The organism is Methylobacterium sp. JK268, from assembly GCF_054052225.1.
This window is the reverse complement of sequence record NZ_JBSVZN010000002.1, coordinates 266,006-284,767: the sequence shown is the minus strand read 5'-3', so window position 1 is coordinate 284,767 and position 18,762 is coordinate 266,006. Positions and strand designations below refer to the sequence as shown.

13 protein-coding genes are annotated in these 18,762 nt (G+C 71.5%); 2 read left to right on the top strand and 11 right to left on the bottom strand.

The features are described from left to right. Positions 1-438: 438 nt before the first annotated feature. From tkt to ACW9J6_RS03230, 7 genes are all read right to left on the bottom strand, one after another. The gene (gene tkt, locus ACW9J6_RS03260; RefSeq protein ID WP_457114985.1) at positions 439-2,418 is read right to left on the bottom strand and encodes a transketolase; all 1,980 of its coding nucleotides are present in this window, start codon (positions 2,416-2,418) and stop codon (positions 439-441) included. Positions 2,419-2,501: 83 nt separating this feature from the next. Further along, on the bottom strand, positions 2,502-4,385 hold the full coding sequence (locus ACW9J6_RS03255; RefSeq protein WP_457114984.1) for a TRAP transporter large permease: 1,884 nt from the start codon (positions 4,383-4,385) through the stop codon (positions 2,502-2,504). An 11-nt stretch (positions 4,386-4,396) separates the two neighbouring features. Further along, positions 4,397-5,416: a TRAP transporter substrate-binding protein gene (locus ACW9J6_RS03250; RefSeq protein ID WP_457114983.1), complete on the bottom strand. Its 1,020-nt coding sequence runs from the start codon at positions 5,414-5,416 to the stop codon at positions 4,397-4,399. Positions 5,417-5,690: 274 nt separating this feature from the next. Beyond that, positions 5,691-6,575: an NAD(P)-dependent oxidoreductase gene (locus tag ACW9J6_RS03245; protein ID WP_457114982.1), complete on the bottom strand. Its 885-nt coding sequence runs from the start codon at positions 6,573-6,575 to the stop codon at positions 5,691-5,693. Then, positions 6,566-7,594, bottom strand: coding sequence for a transketolase family protein (locus ACW9J6_RS03240; protein ID WP_457114981.1), 1,029 nt, complete (start codon positions 7,592-7,594; stop codon positions 6,566-6,568). The genes ACW9J6_RS03245 and ACW9J6_RS03240 overlap by 10 nt, the downstream gene beginning before the upstream one ends. Further along, on the bottom strand, positions 7,591-8,451 hold the full coding sequence (locus ACW9J6_RS03235) for a transketolase (RefSeq protein ID WP_457114980.1): 861 nt from the start codon (positions 8,449-8,451) through the stop codon (positions 7,591-7,593). The genes ACW9J6_RS03240 and ACW9J6_RS03235 overlap by 4 nt, the downstream gene beginning before the upstream one ends. A gap of 11 nt (positions 8,452-8,462) precedes the next feature. Then, positions 8,463-9,212: an SDR family NAD(P)-dependent oxidoreductase gene (locus ACW9J6_RS03230; RefSeq protein WP_457114979.1), complete on the bottom strand. Its 750-nt coding sequence runs from the start codon at positions 9,210-9,212 to the stop codon at positions 8,463-8,465. A 358-nt stretch (positions 9,213-9,570) separates the two neighbouring features. Between ACW9J6_RS03230 and ACW9J6_RS03225 the strand changes: the two genes are divergently transcribed. Together ACW9J6_RS03225 and ACW9J6_RS03220 are read left to right on the top strand one after the other, a co-directional pair. Then, a complete protein-coding gene (locus ACW9J6_RS03225; protein WP_457115117.1) occupies positions 9,571-11,424 on the top strand; it encodes a tetratricopeptide repeat protein in 1,854 nt (617 codons plus the stop codon). 248 nt (positions 11,425-11,672) lie between these two features. Beyond that, positions 11,673-12,554 carry a 4-(cytidine 5'-diphospho)-2-C-methyl-D-erythritol kinase gene (locus tag ACW9J6_RS03220; RefSeq protein WP_457114978.1) on the top strand — a complete coding sequence of 294 codons (882 nt, stop codon included), beginning with the start codon at positions 11,673-11,675 and terminating at the stop codon, positions 12,552-12,554. Positions 12,555-12,682: 128 nt separating this feature from the next. Here the strand turns inward: ACW9J6_RS03220 and ACW9J6_RS03215 are convergent, their stop codons facing one another. From ACW9J6_RS03215 to ACW9J6_RS03200, 4 genes are all read right to left on the bottom strand, one after another. Next, a complete protein-coding gene (locus ACW9J6_RS03215) occupies positions 12,683-13,720 on the bottom strand; it encodes a polyprenyl synthetase family protein (RefSeq protein ID WP_457114977.1) in 1,038 nt (345 codons plus the stop codon). A gap of 139 nt (positions 13,721-13,859) precedes the next feature. Continuing rightward, complete coding sequence (locus ACW9J6_RS03210; protein ID WP_457114976.1) at positions 13,860-14,477, bottom strand: TetR family transcriptional regulator; 618 nt, start codon at positions 14,475-14,477, stop codon at positions 13,860-13,862. 49 nt (positions 14,478-14,526) lie between these two features. Further along, entirely contained in the window at positions 14,527-17,652 is a 3,126-nt protein-coding gene (locus tag ACW9J6_RS03205; RefSeq protein ID WP_457114975.1) for an efflux RND transporter permease subunit, read from the bottom strand. A 15-nt stretch (positions 17,653-17,667) separates the two neighbouring features. Next, positions 17,668-18,762 (bottom strand): efflux RND transporter periplasmic adaptor subunit, encoded by a 1,095-nt coding sequence (locus ACW9J6_RS03200; protein WP_457114974.1) that lies wholly within the window; start codon positions 18,760-18,762, stop codon positions 17,668-17,670.

The window sequence follows — 18,762 nt, the reverse complement described above, 5'->3', positions numbered from 1 at the left end:
GAGGCGGAAAGTCACGCGCTGTGCTGCCGACACGATCACCTGGCCGACATTGCGCGACAAATTCACAGCCGTACATCCTGGACGCATATCAGATTTGATACAACAACACGAACGCAAACAGAGCATAATATCCCGTCAATGGCAACAAATCCACCTCCTCATGCTGAGGTGCGAGCGGAGCGAGCCTCGAAGCAACCCAGAGCATCTCGTCCAAAGCGCCTTTTCTCTTGGATGAACGTTCCGGGTGCTTCGAGGCCGCTGCGCGGCGCCTCAGCATGAGGATTGTCGCGCATTCCAGGCGCGGTCATTCAATAAGCCGGCTACCGAGATGTGTGCACACGGTAGCCCTATGGGGAGCGGGGATCCTTTCGCCCCGACCACCGGACCGGCCCGCCGCGAATCTCCCAGCCCTGACGAAGCCTTGCGCGCGCGTTCGATCTAGAGGCGGGCCTTCGCCTCGCGCACGACCGCCTCCGCGGTGATCCCGAAATGCCGGAACAGTGCGTCCGCGGGCCCCGAGGCGCCGAAGCCCGTCATTCCGACGAAACCGCCATCCTCCCCGATCCAGCGGTCCCATCCCTGACGGATCGCCGCCTCGACGGCGACCCGCACCGTGTCGCGCGGGATCACCTCGCGGCGGTAGCTCTCCGGCTGCGCCGCGAAGGCCTCCCAGGACGGCATCGAGACGACCGCGGCGGGCACGCCCTCCGCCTGGAGCCGATCCCGCGCGGCGAGCGCCACCGCGACCTCGGAGCCTGTGCCGATCAGCGTCACGCGCTCGCGCGCGCCGGTCGCGGGGGCGACCACGTAGGCGCCGCGCGCGCTCAGGTTCTCGCCCGTGGCCGGTCGCGGGAGCGGCGGCAGCGGCTGCCGCGCGCAGATCAGCGAGGTCGGGCCGTCGCGATGGGCGAGCGCCATCTCCCAGGCCTCGACCGCCTCGATCGCGTCGGCGGGGCGCAGCACCAGCATGTTGGGGATGGCCCGCAGCGAGGCCAGGAACTCCACCGGCTGGTGGGTCGGGCCGTTGCGGCCGATGCCGATCGAGTCGTGGCTGTAGACGGTGACGACGGGCAGTTCCATCAGCGCCGCCATGCGCAGGGCCGGCCGCAGGTAGTCGGAGAAGACCAGGTAGGTGGCGCCGACCGGGATCAGCCCGCGATGGGCCGCCATCCCGTTCATCATCGCCCCCATGGCGTGCTCGCGGATGCCGTAGTGGAGGTAGCGGCCGCTCCGGTCCCGCGCCGTGAAGGCGGCGAGCGCCTGCTTGTGCTTCGTCGGACCTTCGAGGTCAGGGGCGCCGCTGAACACGTCCGGGATCGCCTCGGCGAGCACCGCCAGGATGTCGGCCGCGGTCTCGATGGTGGGCCGCTCCGGCGCGGCCTCGGCCCAGTGACGCTTGAGGCTCTGGAGCGTCTCGCGCCAGGTCTCCGGCAATTGGCCGGCCATGCGCCGGTCGAAGGCCGCCCGCGTCTCGGGGGAGAGCGCCGCGCGGCGCTCCTGCCAGGCCGCATAGGCGGCGCGGTTGCGACCACCCGCCCCGGCCTCCCACGCCGCCCGCACCTCCGGCGGCACCGCGAAGGCCGGATGGTCCCAGCCGCGCGCCGTGCGCGCCTCGGCGCAGTCGCTGTCGAAGACGCGGCCGCCATGGGCGCCGCGCTGCCCTTCGAGCCGGGGCAGGCCGCGCCCGATCACGGTGCGGCAGGCGATCAGGCTCGGGCGCGGGTCGCCCCTGGCGAGGAGGAGCGCCGCCGAGACCGCCTCCACGTCGTGGCCGTCGCAATCGATCACCTGCCAGTCGGCGGCCCGGAAGCGGGCGCGCACGTCCTCGGAGATCGACAGATCGGTGCTGCCGTCGTCGGTGATGCGGTTGTCGTCCCAGAGGACAGTCAGCTTGCCCAGTCGCAGGTGGCCGGCGAGCGAGATCACCTCGTGGGCGATGCCCTCCTGCAGGCAGCCGTCCCCGACGAGCGCGTAGGTGCGGTGGTCGACGAGAGCGCTCCCGAACTCGGCTTCGAGCTTCGCCTCGGCCACCGCCATGCCGACCGCGTTGGCGATCCCCTGGCCGAGGGGGCCGGTCGTGGCCTCGATCCCGTGGTGAGGCGCGAATTCCGGATGACCGTGGCAGGGCGAGCCGAGTTCGCGGAACGTCCGGAGCGCCGCCTCCGACATCGCCGCGTAGCCCGAGAGGTGCAGGGCGGCGTAGAGCAGCATCGAGCCGTGGCCGTTCGACAGCACGAAGCGGTCCCGGTTCGGCCATTCCGGATCGTCCGGGTTGCAGACGAGGTGGCGGGTGAACAGGGCGGTGGCGATCTCGGCGCAGCCGAGGGGCGCGCCCGGATGGCCATCCCCGGCGCGGGCGATGGCGTCGAGGGCGAGGAACCGGATGGCGTCCGCCATGCGGCGGGGATCGGCGGTCATGGCGGGCGGTCCTTTGGGCAAGGCGGGGCCGTCCGCGGTCGCCGGGGGGCGACCGCGTCACGGGCGGCGCGGGGAAGCGGGCGCTAGGGCGCGGCGAGGAAGCCGGTCGAGATCCAGGGCACCAGGATCACCACCACGAGGCCGGCGAGGAGCGCGAGCATGTAGCCGATGATCGGCCGGATCCCCGCGTCGGGATGGATCCGGCTGATGGCGCAGGCCGCGTAGTAGCCGACCCCGAAGGGCGGCGCGAACAGGCCGACGCCCATGGCGAGGATCACCACCATGGCGTAGTGCACCTCGTGCACGCCGACCTGGCGGGCGATCGGGAACAGCAGGGGACCGAACAGCACGATGGCCGGGATCCCCTCCAGCACCGAGCCCAGCACCACGAAGGCGGCGGCCGACACCGCCAGGAACCCGAGCGAGCCGCCCGGCAGGCTCTTCATGAGGACGGCGAGGCTCTGGGAGAAGCCGGATTGGGTGAGCGCCCAGGCCATGCCGGTGGCCGCCCCGATGATCAGCAGGATCGCCCCGGACAGGGACGCGGTCGAGACGAGCATCGGGTAGAGCCGCCGCCAATTGAACTGGCGGTAGATCAGGAGGCCCGCGAGCACCGCGTAGACGATGCCGATGGTCGAGACCTCGGTGGCGGTGGCGATGCCCTCCACCACCGCGAAGCGGATCACGAAGGGCAGCGCCAGGGCCGGGATCGCGATGACGAGGGCGCGGCCGATCTCGCGCCCGGTCGCCCGGCGCACGTGGCTCAGGTCCTCGCCCCGGTAGCGCCACCAGACCAAGCTGCAGAGCGTGATGCCGAGAACGACGCCGGGCAGCAGGCCGCCGGTGAAGAGCGCGGTGATCGACACGCCGGTGACCGACCCGATCGTGATCAGCACCAGAGACGGCGGGATGGTCTCGGTCTGGGCGCCGGTGGCGGCCAGCAGCGCCACGAGGTCGCCCTCCTTGGCCCCGCGGGCCTTCATCTCGGGGAAGAGCACCGGGGCGACCGCGGCCATGTCGGCGGCCTTGGAGCCCGAGATGCCCGAGACGAGGTACATGGCGCCGACCAGCACGTAGTGCAGGCCGCCGCGCACGTGGCCGAGCAGGGCTGCGAGGAAGCCGACCATGGCCTTCGCCATCCCGGTCATCTCGATGAGGAGCCCGAGGAAGACGAAGAGCGGGACGGCGAGCAGGATCAGGTGGCTCATCCCCTCGTCCATGCGCCCGACCACCACCATCGAGGGGGCGCGGGTGGTGAAGGCGAGGTAGCCGAAGGTCGCGAGCCCGAACGCGAAGGCGATGGGGACGCCCGAGAACACCAGCGCGCCGACCCCGAGCACGAAGAAGATCAGCAGGTTCCAGTTGCCGAGGCCGCGCAGGGTCGGCTCGGCCAGGAACAGCCCGCCGATCACCGCCCCCACCACCACGAGGGCGCCGAGGGCGATCTTCCAATCGGCGCTCTCGACGAGGCGCAGCACCGCGATGGCGAGGAGGAGCACGAAGCCGACCGGCAGGGCGGCGGCGCGCCACGCATTGGTGATCTCCAGGGCCGGCGTCTGGACGAACAGCTCCTCGCTGGCGAACTCGTAGGCCGGTTCGAGGAGCACCGCGATGAACACGAGGCCCGCGGCGAGCGAGAGCGCTTCGAGAAAGGCGCGGACCCGCGGCGAGGCGAGGCTCACCACGGCGGTCATGCGCATGTGCTCGCTGCGCCGATACGCGACGACGGCCCCCAGCATGGCGAGCCACAGGAACAGGATCGAGGCGAGTTCGTCCGCCCACACGATCGGCTGGTGGAAGACGTAGCGGCTGACCACGCCCGACAGGAGCACGACGATCTCGAGCACGACGAGGAGGGCCGCGGGCGCCTCGATGCAGTGGCCGAGCGTGTCGTCGAGCCACTTGAGGCGGGCCCGTCGGCCGGTGAGGGCCGCCGAAGGCGACTCCTCGGCGAGTTCGAGATGCATCGCGTCCTCCCTCAGGCCAGCTTTCCGGACACGGCTTCCAGGTAGCCCCAGGCCGCGTCACCGAACTTGGCTCGCCAGTCCTTGTAGAAGGAAGTCCGGCCGAGCGCATCGCGGAAAGGATCGCGATCGACCTCGATGAAGGTGATGCCCTTGGCGGTCAGATCCTGACGGAGCGTGGTCGCGAGGCGGGCGATGTCGGCGCGCTGATCGTCGGCGGACTTGTCGAGTTCGCGGGTGACCAGGGCGCGCAGGTCCTCCGGCAGGCGCTGAACGGCGCGCTTGTTGCCGAGAATCCAGTAGCCGTCCCAGACGTGGCCGGTGAGGCTGCAGGACTTCTGGACCTCGTAGAGGCGCGTGGTGGCCGTGATGGCCAGCGGATTCTCCTGGCCCTCGAAGATCTTGGTCTGGAGCGCGGAGTACAGCTCGTTGAAGTTGAGCGGCGCGGCGCCCGCGTCGAGCGCCTTGAACAGCGAGGTCAGCATCGGGGCCGGGGGCACCCGGATCTTGAAGCCCTTGAGGTCGTCCGGGGTGCGGATCTCGCGGGTCGAGGAGGTGATGTGGCGAAAGCCGTTGTCCCAGGCCTTGGACACGGTCTGGATCGGCGTCTTGGCGATCTCGGCGCGGATGTAGGTGCCGAGCGCCCCGTCCATCGCCGCCCAGACGGCATTGTAGTCCTTGAACGCGAAGCCGGTGTTGGGGAGGCTCGCGGCGGCCACGAAGGTGGCGAGGATCGAGGTCGAGAGGTTGAAGAACTCGACGCTGCCGTTGCGCACCTGCGAGAGCAGGTCGGTATCCGAGCCGAGCTGGTTGGCCGGGAACAGCTTGATGTCGAGCCGCCCGCCCGATGCCTCGCGGATGCGGTTCAGCGCCTCCTGCGCGCGGGTGTTGACCGGGTGGGTCGGGTCCTGGCCGGTGGCGAGCTTGTACTCGAACTCGGCCGCGTTGGCCGGGCGACGCAGGATCGTCACGAGCGGGATGCCGGCGGCGGCGCCGGCGAGGAGCGTGCGGCGGCAAACGGTCGACTTCGACATGGCGTTCTCCCTGACTTGCGATGGTTCGACAGGCCGGTTGATCCGGCTCTGCTCGGCTGTGTTCGGCGAGGCGGCTCGCCATCTTGCGGCGCGGGACGTTCGCTCCCACGCTCTCCCCTTCGCGGAGCGGGGCGGGGGAGGGGAACCAGGCTTCCGGAAAGAGCTGAGCCGTTCCGACGAGCGCCCCATCTTGAAGCGTGGCTCCCCTCTCCCGGCTCACTCCGTTCGCCACCCTCCCCCGCAGAGGGGGGAGGGTCACGCTCGGCGCGGCTCCTCACCGCGTCCCGTTCAGCGCCCGGTAGGACCGGATCACCTGGCTGTCGTCGGCCGCGCCCTCCCCGCGCCCGGAGGCGGCGAGGAAGAGCTGGTGGGCGAGGCTCGCGAGCGGCAGGGCCGCCTTCTGGTCGCGGCCGGCCTCCAGCACGATGCCGAGATCCTTCACGAAGATGTCGACCGCGCTGGTGACCCGCGGATCCGCCTCCAGCATCCGCGGGCCGCGGTCGCGCAGCATCCAGCTCGCGGCCGAGGAGCCCGACAGGATCTCCAGCACCACCGAGAGGTCGACCCCGACCCGCTCGGCGAGCGAGAAGGCCTCGGCCGCCGCCGCGATGTGGATCCCGCAGAGGAGCTGGTTCACCGCCTTCACGGTGGCGCCCTGGCCAGGCTCGGTGCCGACGTGGAAGATCCGCTCGCCGACCGCCGCGAAGAGCGGGCGCACCGTCGCGAACACCTCCGCGGGAGCCGCCGCCATCACGGTGAGCGTGCCGGTCTCGGCGCCCACGACCCCGCCGGAGACGGGGGCGTCGACGAAGAGCCGCCCCGTCGCCTCGACCCGGGCGGCGAGCCCCGCCACCGCCTGCGGCGGGCAGGTCGCCATCAGGATCACCGCCGCGCCGGGCGCCAGCGCGTCGAGCGCGCCCTCGGCGAACAGGACCGTCTCGGCCTGGGCGGCGTTCACCACCATCAGCACGAGGCTACCCGCGCCCTCCGCCGCCGCGCGCAGCGTGTCGGCCGCCCGTCCGCCCGCCGCCGCCAGGGCGGCGCGGCCCTCGGGACGCACGTCGTAGCCGCGGACCTCGAACCCCTTCGCCAGGAGATTCTTGGCCATGGGCAGGCCCATCGAGCCGAGGCCCACGAAGGCGACCGGCGTCAGAGCCATTCGCGGATCCTCCCGACGACGGCGTTCGTGGACAAGCCGTAGCGGTCGTGGAGGGTGGGCAGCGCGCCCGCGTCCAGGAATTGGTCGGGGAGGCCGATCTGCCGGAAGCCTTTCTCGCAGCGCGTCCCGCTGCGCATGAGGAGCCCCGCCACCGCTTCGCCGAGACCGCCGATCACCGTGTGGTTCTCGGCCACCACCACGAGCCGGCCGCCGCGTCCCGCCTCGCGCAGGATCGTGGCCTCGTCGAGGGGCTTGATCGTCGGCACGTGCAGCACCGCGACGTCGATGCTGTCCCGGGCCAGGGCCTCGGCCGCCTCCAGCGCCCGCATGGTCATCAGGCCGCTCGTCACGATCAGCACGTCGCGCCCGTCCCGGATGCTCTTCGCCTTGCCGAGCTCGAAGCGATAGCCGTACTCGTCGAGGACGAGGGGCACGTTTCCGCGCAGGAGCCGCAGGTAGACCGGACCCTGATGCGCCGCCATCGCGGGCACCACCTGCTCGATCTCGTGCGCGTCGCAAGGGTCGATGATGGTGAGGTTCGGCATGCCCCGGAAGATCGCGAGATCCTCGGTGGCCTGGTGGCTCGGGCCGTAGCCCGTGGTCAGGCCCGGCAGCGCGCAGGCGATCTTGACGTTCAGGTTCTCCTCGGCGATCGCCAGGCAGATGAAGTCGTAGGCCCGCCGCGCCGCGAACACCGCGTAGGTCGTGGCGAAGGGCGTGAAACCCTCCCGGGCGAGGCCGGCCGCCGCGCTGAACAGCAGCTGCTCGGCCATTCCCATCTGGTAGAAGCGGTCGGGATGGGCCTGCGCGAAGATGTGCAGGTCGGTGTACTTGCTGAGATCCGCGCTGAGACCGACGATGTCGGGCCGCTCGGCGGCGAGCCGCACCAGCGCGTGCCCGAACGGCGCCGGCTTGGTGCGCTGGTCCGGCCCGGCGAGCGAGGCGATCATCGCCGAGGTGGTGAGCCGCGGCGCCCCGTTCAGGAGATGCGTCGGCCGCTCGTATTTCGATCGCCTCATTCCGCCCTCCCCTCGGCCAGCACGCTCAGCGCCTGGCTCCACTCGGCCGGCTCGACGCGCAGGAAGTGGTTGCGCTCGCGCGCCTCCAGGAACGGCACGCCCTTGGCCATGGTCGTGTCGCAGATGATGATCCGGGGCTTGGGCTCCGGATGCGCCCGGGCGGCGTCGAAGGCCGCGACCAGGGCCGCGATGTCGTTCCCGTCGACCCGCTGGACGAACCAGCCGAAGGCCTCGAATTTCGGGGCGAGCGGCTCGAAGTTGAGGACGCCCCGCGAGGGGCCGTCCGCCTGCATCCCGTTCACGTCGACGAGGCCGATCAGGTTGTCGAGTTTGAAGGAGGCGGCCGACATCGCGGCCTCCCAGGTCGAGCCCTCGTCGAGTTCCCCGTCCGAGAACAGGTTGTAGACGACGTTCTTCGAGCCCTTCCGCTTCAGGCCGAGCGCGAAGCCGACCGCGATGCCGAGCCCGTGGCCCAGGGACCCGCCGGTGATCTCCATGCCCGGCGTGTAGTCGGCCATGCCGGACATCGGCAGGCGGCTGTCGTCGCAGCCGTAGGTCTCCAGCTCGTCCTCGGGAAGGATCCCGGCCTCGATCAGCGCCGCGTAGAGCGCGATGGCGTAGTGCCCGATCGAGAGCAGGAAGCGGTCGCGGCCCTCCCATTCCGGGTCGTCGGGCCGGTAGGCCATGGCGTGGAAGTAGGACACCGCGAGCACGTCCGCGATGCCGAGCGCCTGGGCGATGTAGCCCTGGCCCTGGACCGCGCCCATGCGGAGCGCATTGCGCCGGATCCGGTAGGCGCGCTCGGCGAGCGAGACGTTCGAGCGGTCGCGCGCCTCGGTGGTCTGCACGGCTGACATGATCGCCTCCGTCAGTGGATCAGCATGCCGCCGTTGACGTCGATCACGGCGCCGGTGGTGTAGGCGGAGAGGTCGGAGGCGAGGAACAGGCAGGCCTTGGCCACGTCGTCCGCGACGCCGAGCCGCCCGAGCGGGATGCCCTTGATGATCTCGGCCTTGAGGTCGTCCGTGAGCTTGCCGCCGGTGATGTCGGTCTGGATCAGGCCCGGCGTCACCGCGTTGGCGCGGATTCCGTCGGGGCCGAGCTCGCGGGCCATGGCCTTGCACAGGCCGAGCACGCCGCCCTTGGCGGCGCTGTAGTGCGGCCCGCCGAAGATGCCGCCGCCGCGCTGCGCCGAGACCGACGACATGCAGACGATCGAACCGGACGTCTGCGCCCGCATCTGCGGGATCACCGCCTGGCTCATGTAGAGGGTGCCGCGCAGGTTCACGTCCGTGACCGCGTCGTAGTTCTCCGGCGCGATGTCCATGATCTTGAGCGGCTGGGTGATGCCCGCATTGTTGATCAGGACGTCGATGCGGCCGAAGCGCGAGAGCGTCTCGGCGGCGGCGGCCTGGCAGGCGGCCTTGTCGGTAACGTCGCAGGCGAGGCCCGCATGGCCGTCCCCGAGCGTGCGGGCCGCTTCCTCCGCCTGGCCGGCGTCGAGGTCGAGGATCACCACCCGCCCGCCCTGCTCGGCGAAGAGCCGGGCAGTGGCGCGGCCGATGCCGCGCAGCGACGCGGCGCCCGTGATCAGGCAGACCTTCCCGGACAGAAGCATGACGTCCTCCCTGTGCAGCCTGTCAGGCTGTGCGGCCCTTCGGGCCGGCGATCGGTTCGACGACGGGAGGAACGGGGCGGCGCGTGGCCGCAGGCACCGGCGGGAGCAGGTCGCTCCGGCCGCACCCCGGCGTACCCGGGCGTTTCCTCTCGCTGTCGTTGAACCGACCCTGCCAGCCGATTGCCGCGTGCACAAACGCACAGTTTGCAACAGCGGATGAATGCCATTCATCTGCGCGGGCGCGCCTCAGGGCCGCCCCCTTTCGGTCTTGCCGCTGCCCCGTCCAGGGTTCAATGTCGCGCCCGATTGCGCGCCGTCGCTGCGGCCGGCGCGCCGATGGAGCCGTCACTTGGTGCCCATGACCCGTTCCCTGCCGACCCGCCTGCGCGGCGGCGCCGCCCTGCTGGCGCTGCTGCTGGCGGCCCCCTCCCCCGGCCTCGCCGCGCGGCTCGCCTCCCGCGACGTGACGACGACGTCCACCTACGAGCCCGCAGATTCCCTCGAAGGCAATTTCCTCGCGGCCTACATCGCCGGGGCGTCCCGGGACACGACGGCGGCGGCCTCCTTCTACCGGGAGGCCGTGAAGGGCGACCCGCGCAACGCGGAACTGCTCGAGCGCTCCTTCGTGGCGCTGCTGGCGGACGGCTCGCTCCCGGAGGCCTTCCGGGCGGCGGAGAAGCTCTCGGCCCGCGACACGTCGAACGGCCTCGCTCAGCTGGCGCTCGGCGTGCAAAAGCTGAAGGGCAAGCAATGGGCGCAGGCGCGCCAGAACCTGCAGCGGGGCGGCCGCGGCGCGACCGGGGACCTGACCTCGACCCTGCTCACCGCCTGGTCCTACGCGGGCGAGGGACAGCCCAAGAAGGCCTTCGAGACGATCAACAAGCTCAAGGGCGAGCGCTACTACAACGTCTTCCGCGACTACCACGCCGGCCTGATCGCGATCGTGGTGGGCGACAAGGTCGAGGCGGAGCGGCGCCTGAAGGCGGCCTACGACGCGGACCGCAACACCCTGCGCATCGTCGACGCCTACGCCCGCTTCGAGGCGGATTCGGGCCGGCCCGATCTCGCGGTCGCCGCCTACGAGGCCTTCGATGCCATCCTGCCCCGGCACCCGATCGTGCGCGACGCGCTGGAGAAGCTGAAGGCCGGCACGCCGCTGGCGCCGCTGATCGCCAATGCGCAGGAGGGCGCCGCCGAGGTGCTCTACGGCCTGGGCACCGCCGGGACGTCGCAGGGCGAGGAACTGCCCGCGGTCATCTACCTGCGCCTCGCGCTGTACCTCGCGCCGGACCACCCGCTGGCGCTGCTGACGCTCGGCGACACGCTGGAGCGGATGAAGCTCCCGGAGCGCGCCAACGAGACCTTCGCCAAGATGCCGGCGACCTCGCCGCTCAAGCTCAACACCGATATCCAGATCGGCCTCAACCTGGAGCAGATGGGCAAGAGCGAGGAGGCGCTGGCCCACCTCGACGCGGTCGCCAAGACCAACCCCAACGACATCGACCTGATCTCGGCGCTCGGCAGCGTGCAGCGCTCCCGCAAGAAGTACGCCGAGGCCGCCGAGACCTACTCGAAGGCGATCTCGCTGATCGGCGCCGAGCCGCAGCAGAATTACTGGAACCTCTACTACTATCGCGGGACCGCCTATGAGCGGGCCAAGGACTGGCCGAAGGCCGAGGCCGACCTGAAGAAGGCGCTGTCGCTGGTGCCGGAGAACCAGCCGAACGGGCGGGCGCAAGTGCTCAACTACCTCGCCTATTCCTGGGTCGACCAGAACATGAACATCGACGAGGCCTTCCGCATGCTGGAGAAGGCCGTCGACCTGCAGCCGCGGGACGGCATGATCGTTGACAGCCTGGGCTGGGCCTATTTCCGCCTCGGCCGCTACGACGACGCGGTGCGCGAGCTGGAGAAGGCTGTCGACCTGAAGCCGGGCGACCCGACGATCAACGACCACCTGGGCGACGCCTACTGGCGCAGCGGCCGGCGGCTCGAGGCGAAGTTCCAGTGGCAGCACGCCAAGGACCTGAACCCCGAGCCGGAGGATCTCGCCAAGATCGAGCAGAAGCTCAAGGACGGCCTGCCCGAGCCGGAGAAGCCTGCCGCCACCGCCGAGGGCCATCCGACGCCGGACCAGCCGGAGATGCCGAAGGGCTCGCCGGCCCCGAGCGACCCGCCGGCCATGGGCGCGACGCCGAAGAACGGCGGCTAGGCGGGAACCAACCCTCCCCCCGCTGCGGGGGAGGGGCCGGCCCGAGAGACACTCTTCTCGCCAAAATGGCGGTATCGACATCCGAGCGAAGCGCGGGATCCCCTCTCCCGTGCGGGAGAGGGGATCCCGCGCTTCGCTCGGACGCCGACTTGCCTGAATAAACCTCTGTTACGTCGTCGTTCCTCTTCCCTGGTGCAAATGCTCGCGCATAGGGGAGAGGGTCCGGGATCAGCCCACAGAGTCCGACCGTGCTGCCCCTCACCACCCGCGCGCCCGCCAAGATCAACCTCACGCTGCACGTCCTCGGCCGCCGGCCGGGTGACGGCTACCATGCGCTGGAGAGCCTCGTCGTCTTCGCGGGCGTCGGCGACACGTTGAGCCTGACGCCGGGCCCCGATCTCGCCCTCGACGTCTCAGGTCCGACCGCGGGGCCGGCCGGCCCGACCGCCGACAACCTCGTGCTGCGGGCCGCCCATCGCCTCGCCGCTCTCGTGCCCGGCCTCGCCGCCGGTCGGTTCTCGCTGGTGAAGCGCCTGCCGGTGGCCGCGGGGATCGGCGGCGGCTCGTCGGATGCGGCGGCGGCCCTGCGCCTCCTCGCGCGGCTCAACGGCCTCCCGGGCGACCACCCGGCGCTGATCGAGGCGGCACGGGCCACGGGGGCCGATGTGCCGGTCTGCCTCGCCCCCCGCGCGCGCATGATGCGGGGCGCCGGCGAGGCGGTCGGCCCCGCCCTCGCCCTTCCCGGGCTCCCGGCCGTGCTGATCAATCCGGGCGTTCCGGTCGAGACGGCGCCGGTCTTCCGGGCGCTCGGGCTCGCGGTCGGCGAGGCGAACCCGGCCGCGGCGGTGCCCCATCCGGCGATCGGCCCCGGCCTCGACGCCGCGGCGCTGCTCGGCGTGATCGCGCCGGCGCGCAACGACCTCGAAGCGCCGGCGCTCACCGTCGCGCCCGTGATCGGCGACACCTTGGCGGCCCTGCGCGACCGGCCGGGCTGCCGGCTCGCCCGGATGTCGGGATCGGGGGCGACGGTGTTCGGCCTCTTCGCGCACAGGACCCGCGCGGCCCAGGCCGCCCGCGCCATCGCGGCCGCTCATCCCGGCTGGTGGGTGCGCGCGACGATCCTGCGCTGAGGAGGTTAGCGGCGCGGCACTCGAGTTCGCGCCTTGAGGAGGATCGCCCTTTTCCGGGTCTCCTTCCGCTGGCGCTGCACGCGCCCGTAAAAGGGGAGTGTGGACTGAACGCGAGGCGATCGACGGGATCAGCGCGCTCGGGCGATGCAGAAATCGACCACCTGCAGCATGGCCCGCTTCATGGGCGCGTCCGGGAACAGCGCCAGGGCGTCGCGGGCGATGGCGCCGTAATGGCGCGCCCGCTCCACCGTGTCCTCCAGCGCCCGGTGGCGGCGCATGATGGCGATCGCCGTGTCGAGGTCGCGCGCGTCGTCGATCTCGCCCTGCTCCAGCGTGCGCCGCCAGAAGGCGCGCTCCTCGGCCGAGCCGCGCCGGAAGGAGAGCACGATCGGCAGCGTGATCTTCCCCTCGCGGAAATCGTCCCCGACATTCTTGCCCAAAGCCGCGCTGGTGCCGCCGTAATCGAGGGCGTCGTCGATGAGCTGGAAGGCGATACCGAGATTCATCCCGTAGCTGCGGCAGGCCGCGGCCTCGGATTTCGGGCGCTCCGCCAGGACCGGGCCGACCTCGCAGGCCGCGGCGAACAGTTCCGCCGTCTTGGCGCGGATCACCGCGAGGTACTCGTCCTCGGTCGTCTCGGTGTTCTTCGCGGCGCCGAGCTGCATCACCTCGCCCTCCGCGATCACCGCGGCGGCCGAGGACAGGATGTCGAGGGCGCGCAGGGACCCGACCTCGACCATCATCTTGAAGGCCTGGCCGAGCAGGAAATCGCCCACCAGCACGCTCGCCTGGTTGCCCCACTTGATGCGGGCGGCGACCCGGCCGCGGCGCATGTCGCTCTCGTCCACCACGTCGTCGTGGAGGAGCGTCGCCGTGTGCATGAACTCGACGCTCGCCGCGAGCTTGACGTCCCCGTCCCGCCCGCCCTCGCCCGACCGGTAGCCGCAGAGCTGCGCGGTCGCGAGGGTCAGGATCGGCCTCAGGCGCTTGCCCCCCGACGCGATCAGGTGGTTGGCCACCTCCGGGATCATCGTCACGTCCGAGCCGGTCCGCGACAGGATCGTCGCGTTCACCCGCTCCATTCCGCCGGCCACCAGGGCGACGAGGTCGTTGAGGCTCGCCTCCGGATCGGAGGAGGACTTATCGAGAGGGAGGACGACGCCCACGCGCGGCAGATCTCCGACCAGAGAGGGGACGCCGTCCAGCCGGACCCGGATCGGCCTCCCGCCGACGGCGCGTGATGCTGCTTTGCACGCGTTCCGCCGCGGCGGCAACACGCAGCTTGCCGCAAGCGCGGCGCCGCTCTCAGCGCGCCTTGAGGCCGGCCAGCAGGAAGTCGATCATCTCGTCGAGCGTCGGGCCGACCTCGTCGGCGCATTGCGCGATCAGGGCCGGGTGGCAGAAGCGCACGAAGGCCGTGTGGACGCAGCGCGCCGCCACCATCGGATCGGCCACGCCGAACTCGCCGGAGGCGGCTCCCTCCGCGACGAGGCGGCACAGGACGCGGTCGACGTGCTCGATGTGGCGGTGGATCACCTGCCAGCTCTCCGCCATCGCCACCTCGACCATCTCGTGCATGCGCCGGTTCGCGGTGAATTGCCGGGCGCTCATCTGGTGGATGGCCGACAGGAGGTCCCGCAGCCGCGCCGCCGCCGGGGCGCCGGGCCGGGCCGCGATGGCGTCGAGCTCGGCCTCGATCTCGCCCAGGAGACGCGCCGCCACGGCCTCGTTGAGAGCCTTCTTCGAGGGGAAGAATCGGTAGACGTTGCCGGGGCTCATCCGCAGGTCGGCGGCGATGTCGGCCACGGTGGTCTTGCGGTAGCCGAGATCGCGGAAGAGACGCTCCGCGATCGCGAGAATCCGGCAGCGCAGGTCGGGCGACCCGGCGCTCTCGGGATCCTGGGTGAGGTTCTGCACGGTCATTGCGTTCGGCTCCGGGGCCGGAACGCGGCCCCGCGGCTGTTGGATCCTCTCACTCTGCGGCAACCGCCAGGGGAATGACAATCGGGTCGGCCTCGCCCGCCTGCGCGGCCGCGCCGAGATGCTTGCGGTACCAGAGGGCGTAGAGGGCGGGAAAGAAGAAAAGAGTCAGGAAGGTCGCCACGAACAGGCCGCCCATGATGGTGATCGCCATCGGCCCCCAGAAGGCGCTGCGGGAGAGCGGGATCATGGCGAGGATGGCGGCGAGCGCGGTGAGCACCACCGGCCGGGCCCGCCGCACCGTCGCCTCGACGATCGCCTCGCCCCGGGCGTGCCGCCCGGAGGCCACGTCCGCCTCGATCTGATCGACCAGGATCACGGCGTTGCGCATGATCATCCCGGCGAGCGCGATCAGGCCGAGCAGCGCCACGAAGCCGAACGGCTTGCCCGCGAGGTTGAGCCCGAGCGAGGCCCCGATCAGGCCGAGCGGCGCGGTGAGGAAGACGAGGATCAGGCGCGAGAAGCTCTGGAGCTGGATCATCAGCAGCGTCAGCATCGCCAGGATCATCACCGGGAAGAGGATGAACAGCGAGGCGTTGGCCTTGGCGGATTCCTCCACGGCGCCGCCGATCTCGATCCGGTAACCGGGCGTCAGGGCGGCGCGGATCGGCGCCAGGCTCGGCCAGATCGCGGTGGTGACGTCGGGCGGCTGCACGCCGTCGACCACTTCCGCCCGCACGGTGATGGCCATGTCGCGGTTGCGCCGCCACAGGATCGGCTCCTCGTGCGCGAAGTCGAGCCGCGCCACCTGCGCCACCGGCACCGGGACGCCGCCCCGCGAGATCACCGTGAGGTCCCCGATGCGGCCGAGCGCGAGGCGCTCGCCGGGAACCGCGCGGGCCACCACGCCGACCTGCTCGATCCCGTCGCGGACCGTCGTGACCGTGACGCCCGAGAGGAGCGTCTGCAGCGTCTGCGCCACGTCCTGCACGTTGAGGCCGAGCGCCCGCGCCCGCTCCTGATCGATGACGAGGCGCAGGGAGGGGGTCATCTCGTTCCAGTCGAGCTGGGGCTCCACCACCTTGTCGTTCCGCCGCACCGCGTCGCGGACCCGGTAGGCGATCTCGCGCACCCGCGCCGGGTCGGGGCCGACGACCCGGAACTGGACCGGGAAGCCCACCGGCGGGCCGAAATTGAAGCGGTCGACGCGCACCCGCGCCGCCGCGAGCGCCCCGTCGGCCACCGCCCGCTCGATGCGCGCCTTGACCCGCTCGCGGGCCTCCACGCCGCGGGCCACGATGACGATCTCCGCGTAGGCTTCGTTCGGCAGTTCAGGGTTGAGGCCGAGCCAGAAGCGCGGGCTGCCCTGCCCGACATAGGCCGTGTAGGTGGCGATGTCGGGGTCGTCCTGCCCGAGGAGCCTCTCCGCGTCCCGCACCACGGCGGTGGTCGCCCCGATGGCGCTGCCCTGCGGCAGGCGCAGCTGCAGGAACAGTTCGGGCCGCTCCGAGAGCGGGAAGAATTGCTGCTGCACGTGGCCGAAGCCGACGAGCGCGGCCGCGAAGATCCCGGCCGTCGCCGCGACGGTCGCCACGCGGTGGCGCGTGCAGGCCTGGATCAGCCGGCGCAGCAGCCTGTAGGGCCGCGTGGCGTAGAGCGCGTCCGGATCGGCCTCGGCGGCGTGCCGGGAGAGGTCCTTGGGAAGCAGCAGCACGCCGAGATAGGGCGTGAACAGCACCGCCGCGAACCAGGAGGCGACGAGCGCGATCGCCACCACCCAGAAGATGCCGCCCGCATATTCGCCGACCGCCGAATTGGCGAAGCCGACCGGGAGGAAGCCCGCCACCGTCACGAGGGTGCCGGTGAGCATCGGGAAGGCGGTCGAGTCCCAGGCGAAGGCGGCGGCGCGCATCCGGTCCCAGCCCTGCTCCATCTTCACCACCATCATCTCGACCGCGATGATGGCGTCGTCGACGAGGAGCCCGAGCGCGATGATGAGCGCGCCGAGCGTGATTCGGTGCAGGTCGATGCCCAGCGCCTGCATCACCACGAAGGTCAGCGCCAGCACCAGCGGCACCGAGAGCGCGACCACGATCCCGGTGCGCCAGCCGAGCGACAGGAAGCTCACCGCGAGCACGATCACCAGCGCCTCCACGAAGGAGCGCTCGAACTCGCCCATCGCCTCCTCCACGACCTTCGGCTGGTCGGCCACCAGGGCGAGGTCGATCCCCTGGGGCACGTCCGCCATGAACGCGCGCGCAGCGGCGCCCACGCCCTCGCCGAAGGCCGTGATGTTGGCGCCCCGCGCCATCACCACGCCGACCCCCAGGGCCGGCCGGCCCATCTGGCGCACGAGGTTGTCCGGCGGGTCGGCGAAGCCGCGGCTGATGCTCGCCACGTCGCCGAGCCGGAAGGTGCGCCCGCCGGCCTCGACCGGCGTCTCGGCCACGGCCCGCACGCCGTCGAGGGCGCCCGTGACCCGCAGCGGGATGCGCTGGGCGGCGCTCTCGACCGTCCCGGCCGGCGCGACAGCGTTCTGGCGCCCGAGGGACTCGAACAGGGTCTGGGGCGTGATCCCGAGGGTGGCGAGCTTGGCGTGGCTGAACTCGACGAAGATCCGCTCCTCCTGCACGCCGTAGAGGCTGACCTTCACCACGCTATCGACCTTGAGCAGGCGCTGGCGCAGCCCCTCCGCGACCTTCTTCAGGGCCGCGTAATCCGCGCCGTCGCCGGTCAGCATGTAGAGGATCGAATCGACGTCGCCGTACTCGTCGTTCACGGAGGGCCCGATCACCCCGGCGGGCAATTCCCCGCGCACGTCGTCGAGCTTCTTGCGGATCTGGTAGAACAGGCCCGGAACCAGCCCGCCCGGGGTGCTGTCCCGGAAGGTGACCTGCATCGCCGCGAAGGAGGGCTTGGCGAAGGTCACGACCTTCTCGAAATAGGGCAGCGCCTGCAGCTTCTTCTCGATCCGGTCGGCGACCTGGTCCTGCATCTCGCGGGCGGTGGCGCCCGGCCACAGCACCGTCACCACCGCGACCTTGATGGTGAAGTTCGGATCCTCCGCCCGGCCGAGGCGCAGGAACGCGACGGTGCCGCTCAGCGCCACCGCCAGGATCAGGAACAGCACGAGGGCGCGGTGCCGGACCGCCCAGTCGGAGAGGTTCAGGCGGCGCATCGCGTCTTCCCCGGATCAGTACTGGAGCGCGTCGACGACGCGGACGGGCAGCGCGGGATCGAGCTTGTGCACGCCGAGCCGCACCACCTGCTCGCCCTCCGCGAGCCCCTCCGCCACGAGCACGTCCCGCTCCTCGTAGGCCGCGACGGTGACCGGGCGCAGGGACAGCGCACCGGCCGGGTCGACGGTCCAGACCGCCGGGCCGCCGCCCTGATTGAGGAGGGCCGAGAGGGGAAGGCGCGCCACCCGCTCGCCCCCGGCGCCGATGAGCGTGACGGTGGCGGTCATGCCGAGCTGCACGCGCGCATCCGCGTCCGGAAGCGAGAACCGCGCGAGGTAGGTCCGCGTCGCCGCGTCGGCCGCGGGCGCGAGTTCCCGCAGCCCCGCCCGCAGGCGCGCCGTCGGGTCGGACCACAGCCCGACCGTGGCGCGTCCCTCCCGGGCCTGTCCCACCAGCGCCTCGGGGATCGCGATCACCGCCTCCTTCTCGGCGGTGCGGGCGAGCCGGATCGCCGCCTGCCCGGCCGCGACCACCTGCCCCGGCTCGACCAGGGTGGCGGTCACGACGCCGTCGGCATCGGCGGCCAGCACCGCGTAGGAGGCGGCGTTGCGCGCGAGCGTCAGCGCCCGCTCGGCCCGCAGCAAGCGGCTGCGCGCCTCCTCGGCCGTCGCCCGCTGGCGGTCGAGCGTCGAGGCCGCCGTCCAACCCTGCCCGGCCAGGATGGCGGCGCGCTTGAGATCGGCATCCGCCTGAGCGAGCGACGCGGTCGCGGCCGCGCGTTCGGCCTGCGCCTGCTCGGTCTGCAGCCGCAGGTCGACCTCGTCGAGGGTCGCGAGCGGCTGGCCCACCTTCACCACGTCGCCGACATTGACGAGGCGCTTCTCGATCTTGCCCTGGACGCGGAAGCCGAGATCGCTCTCGATCCGGGGGCGGATCGTGCCGACGAAGCTGCGGCTCGGCACCCTGTCCTCGAAGGCGACGCGCTGCACGAGAACCGGCCGGCTCGCCACCGCTCCGGGTGCAGCGGGACTCTCTTCGTCGCGGCAGCTGCCCAGCGCGAGTGCGGCCAAGGCCGCGACGAGGAACGGGGAGATGAGGGCCCGTGGCAT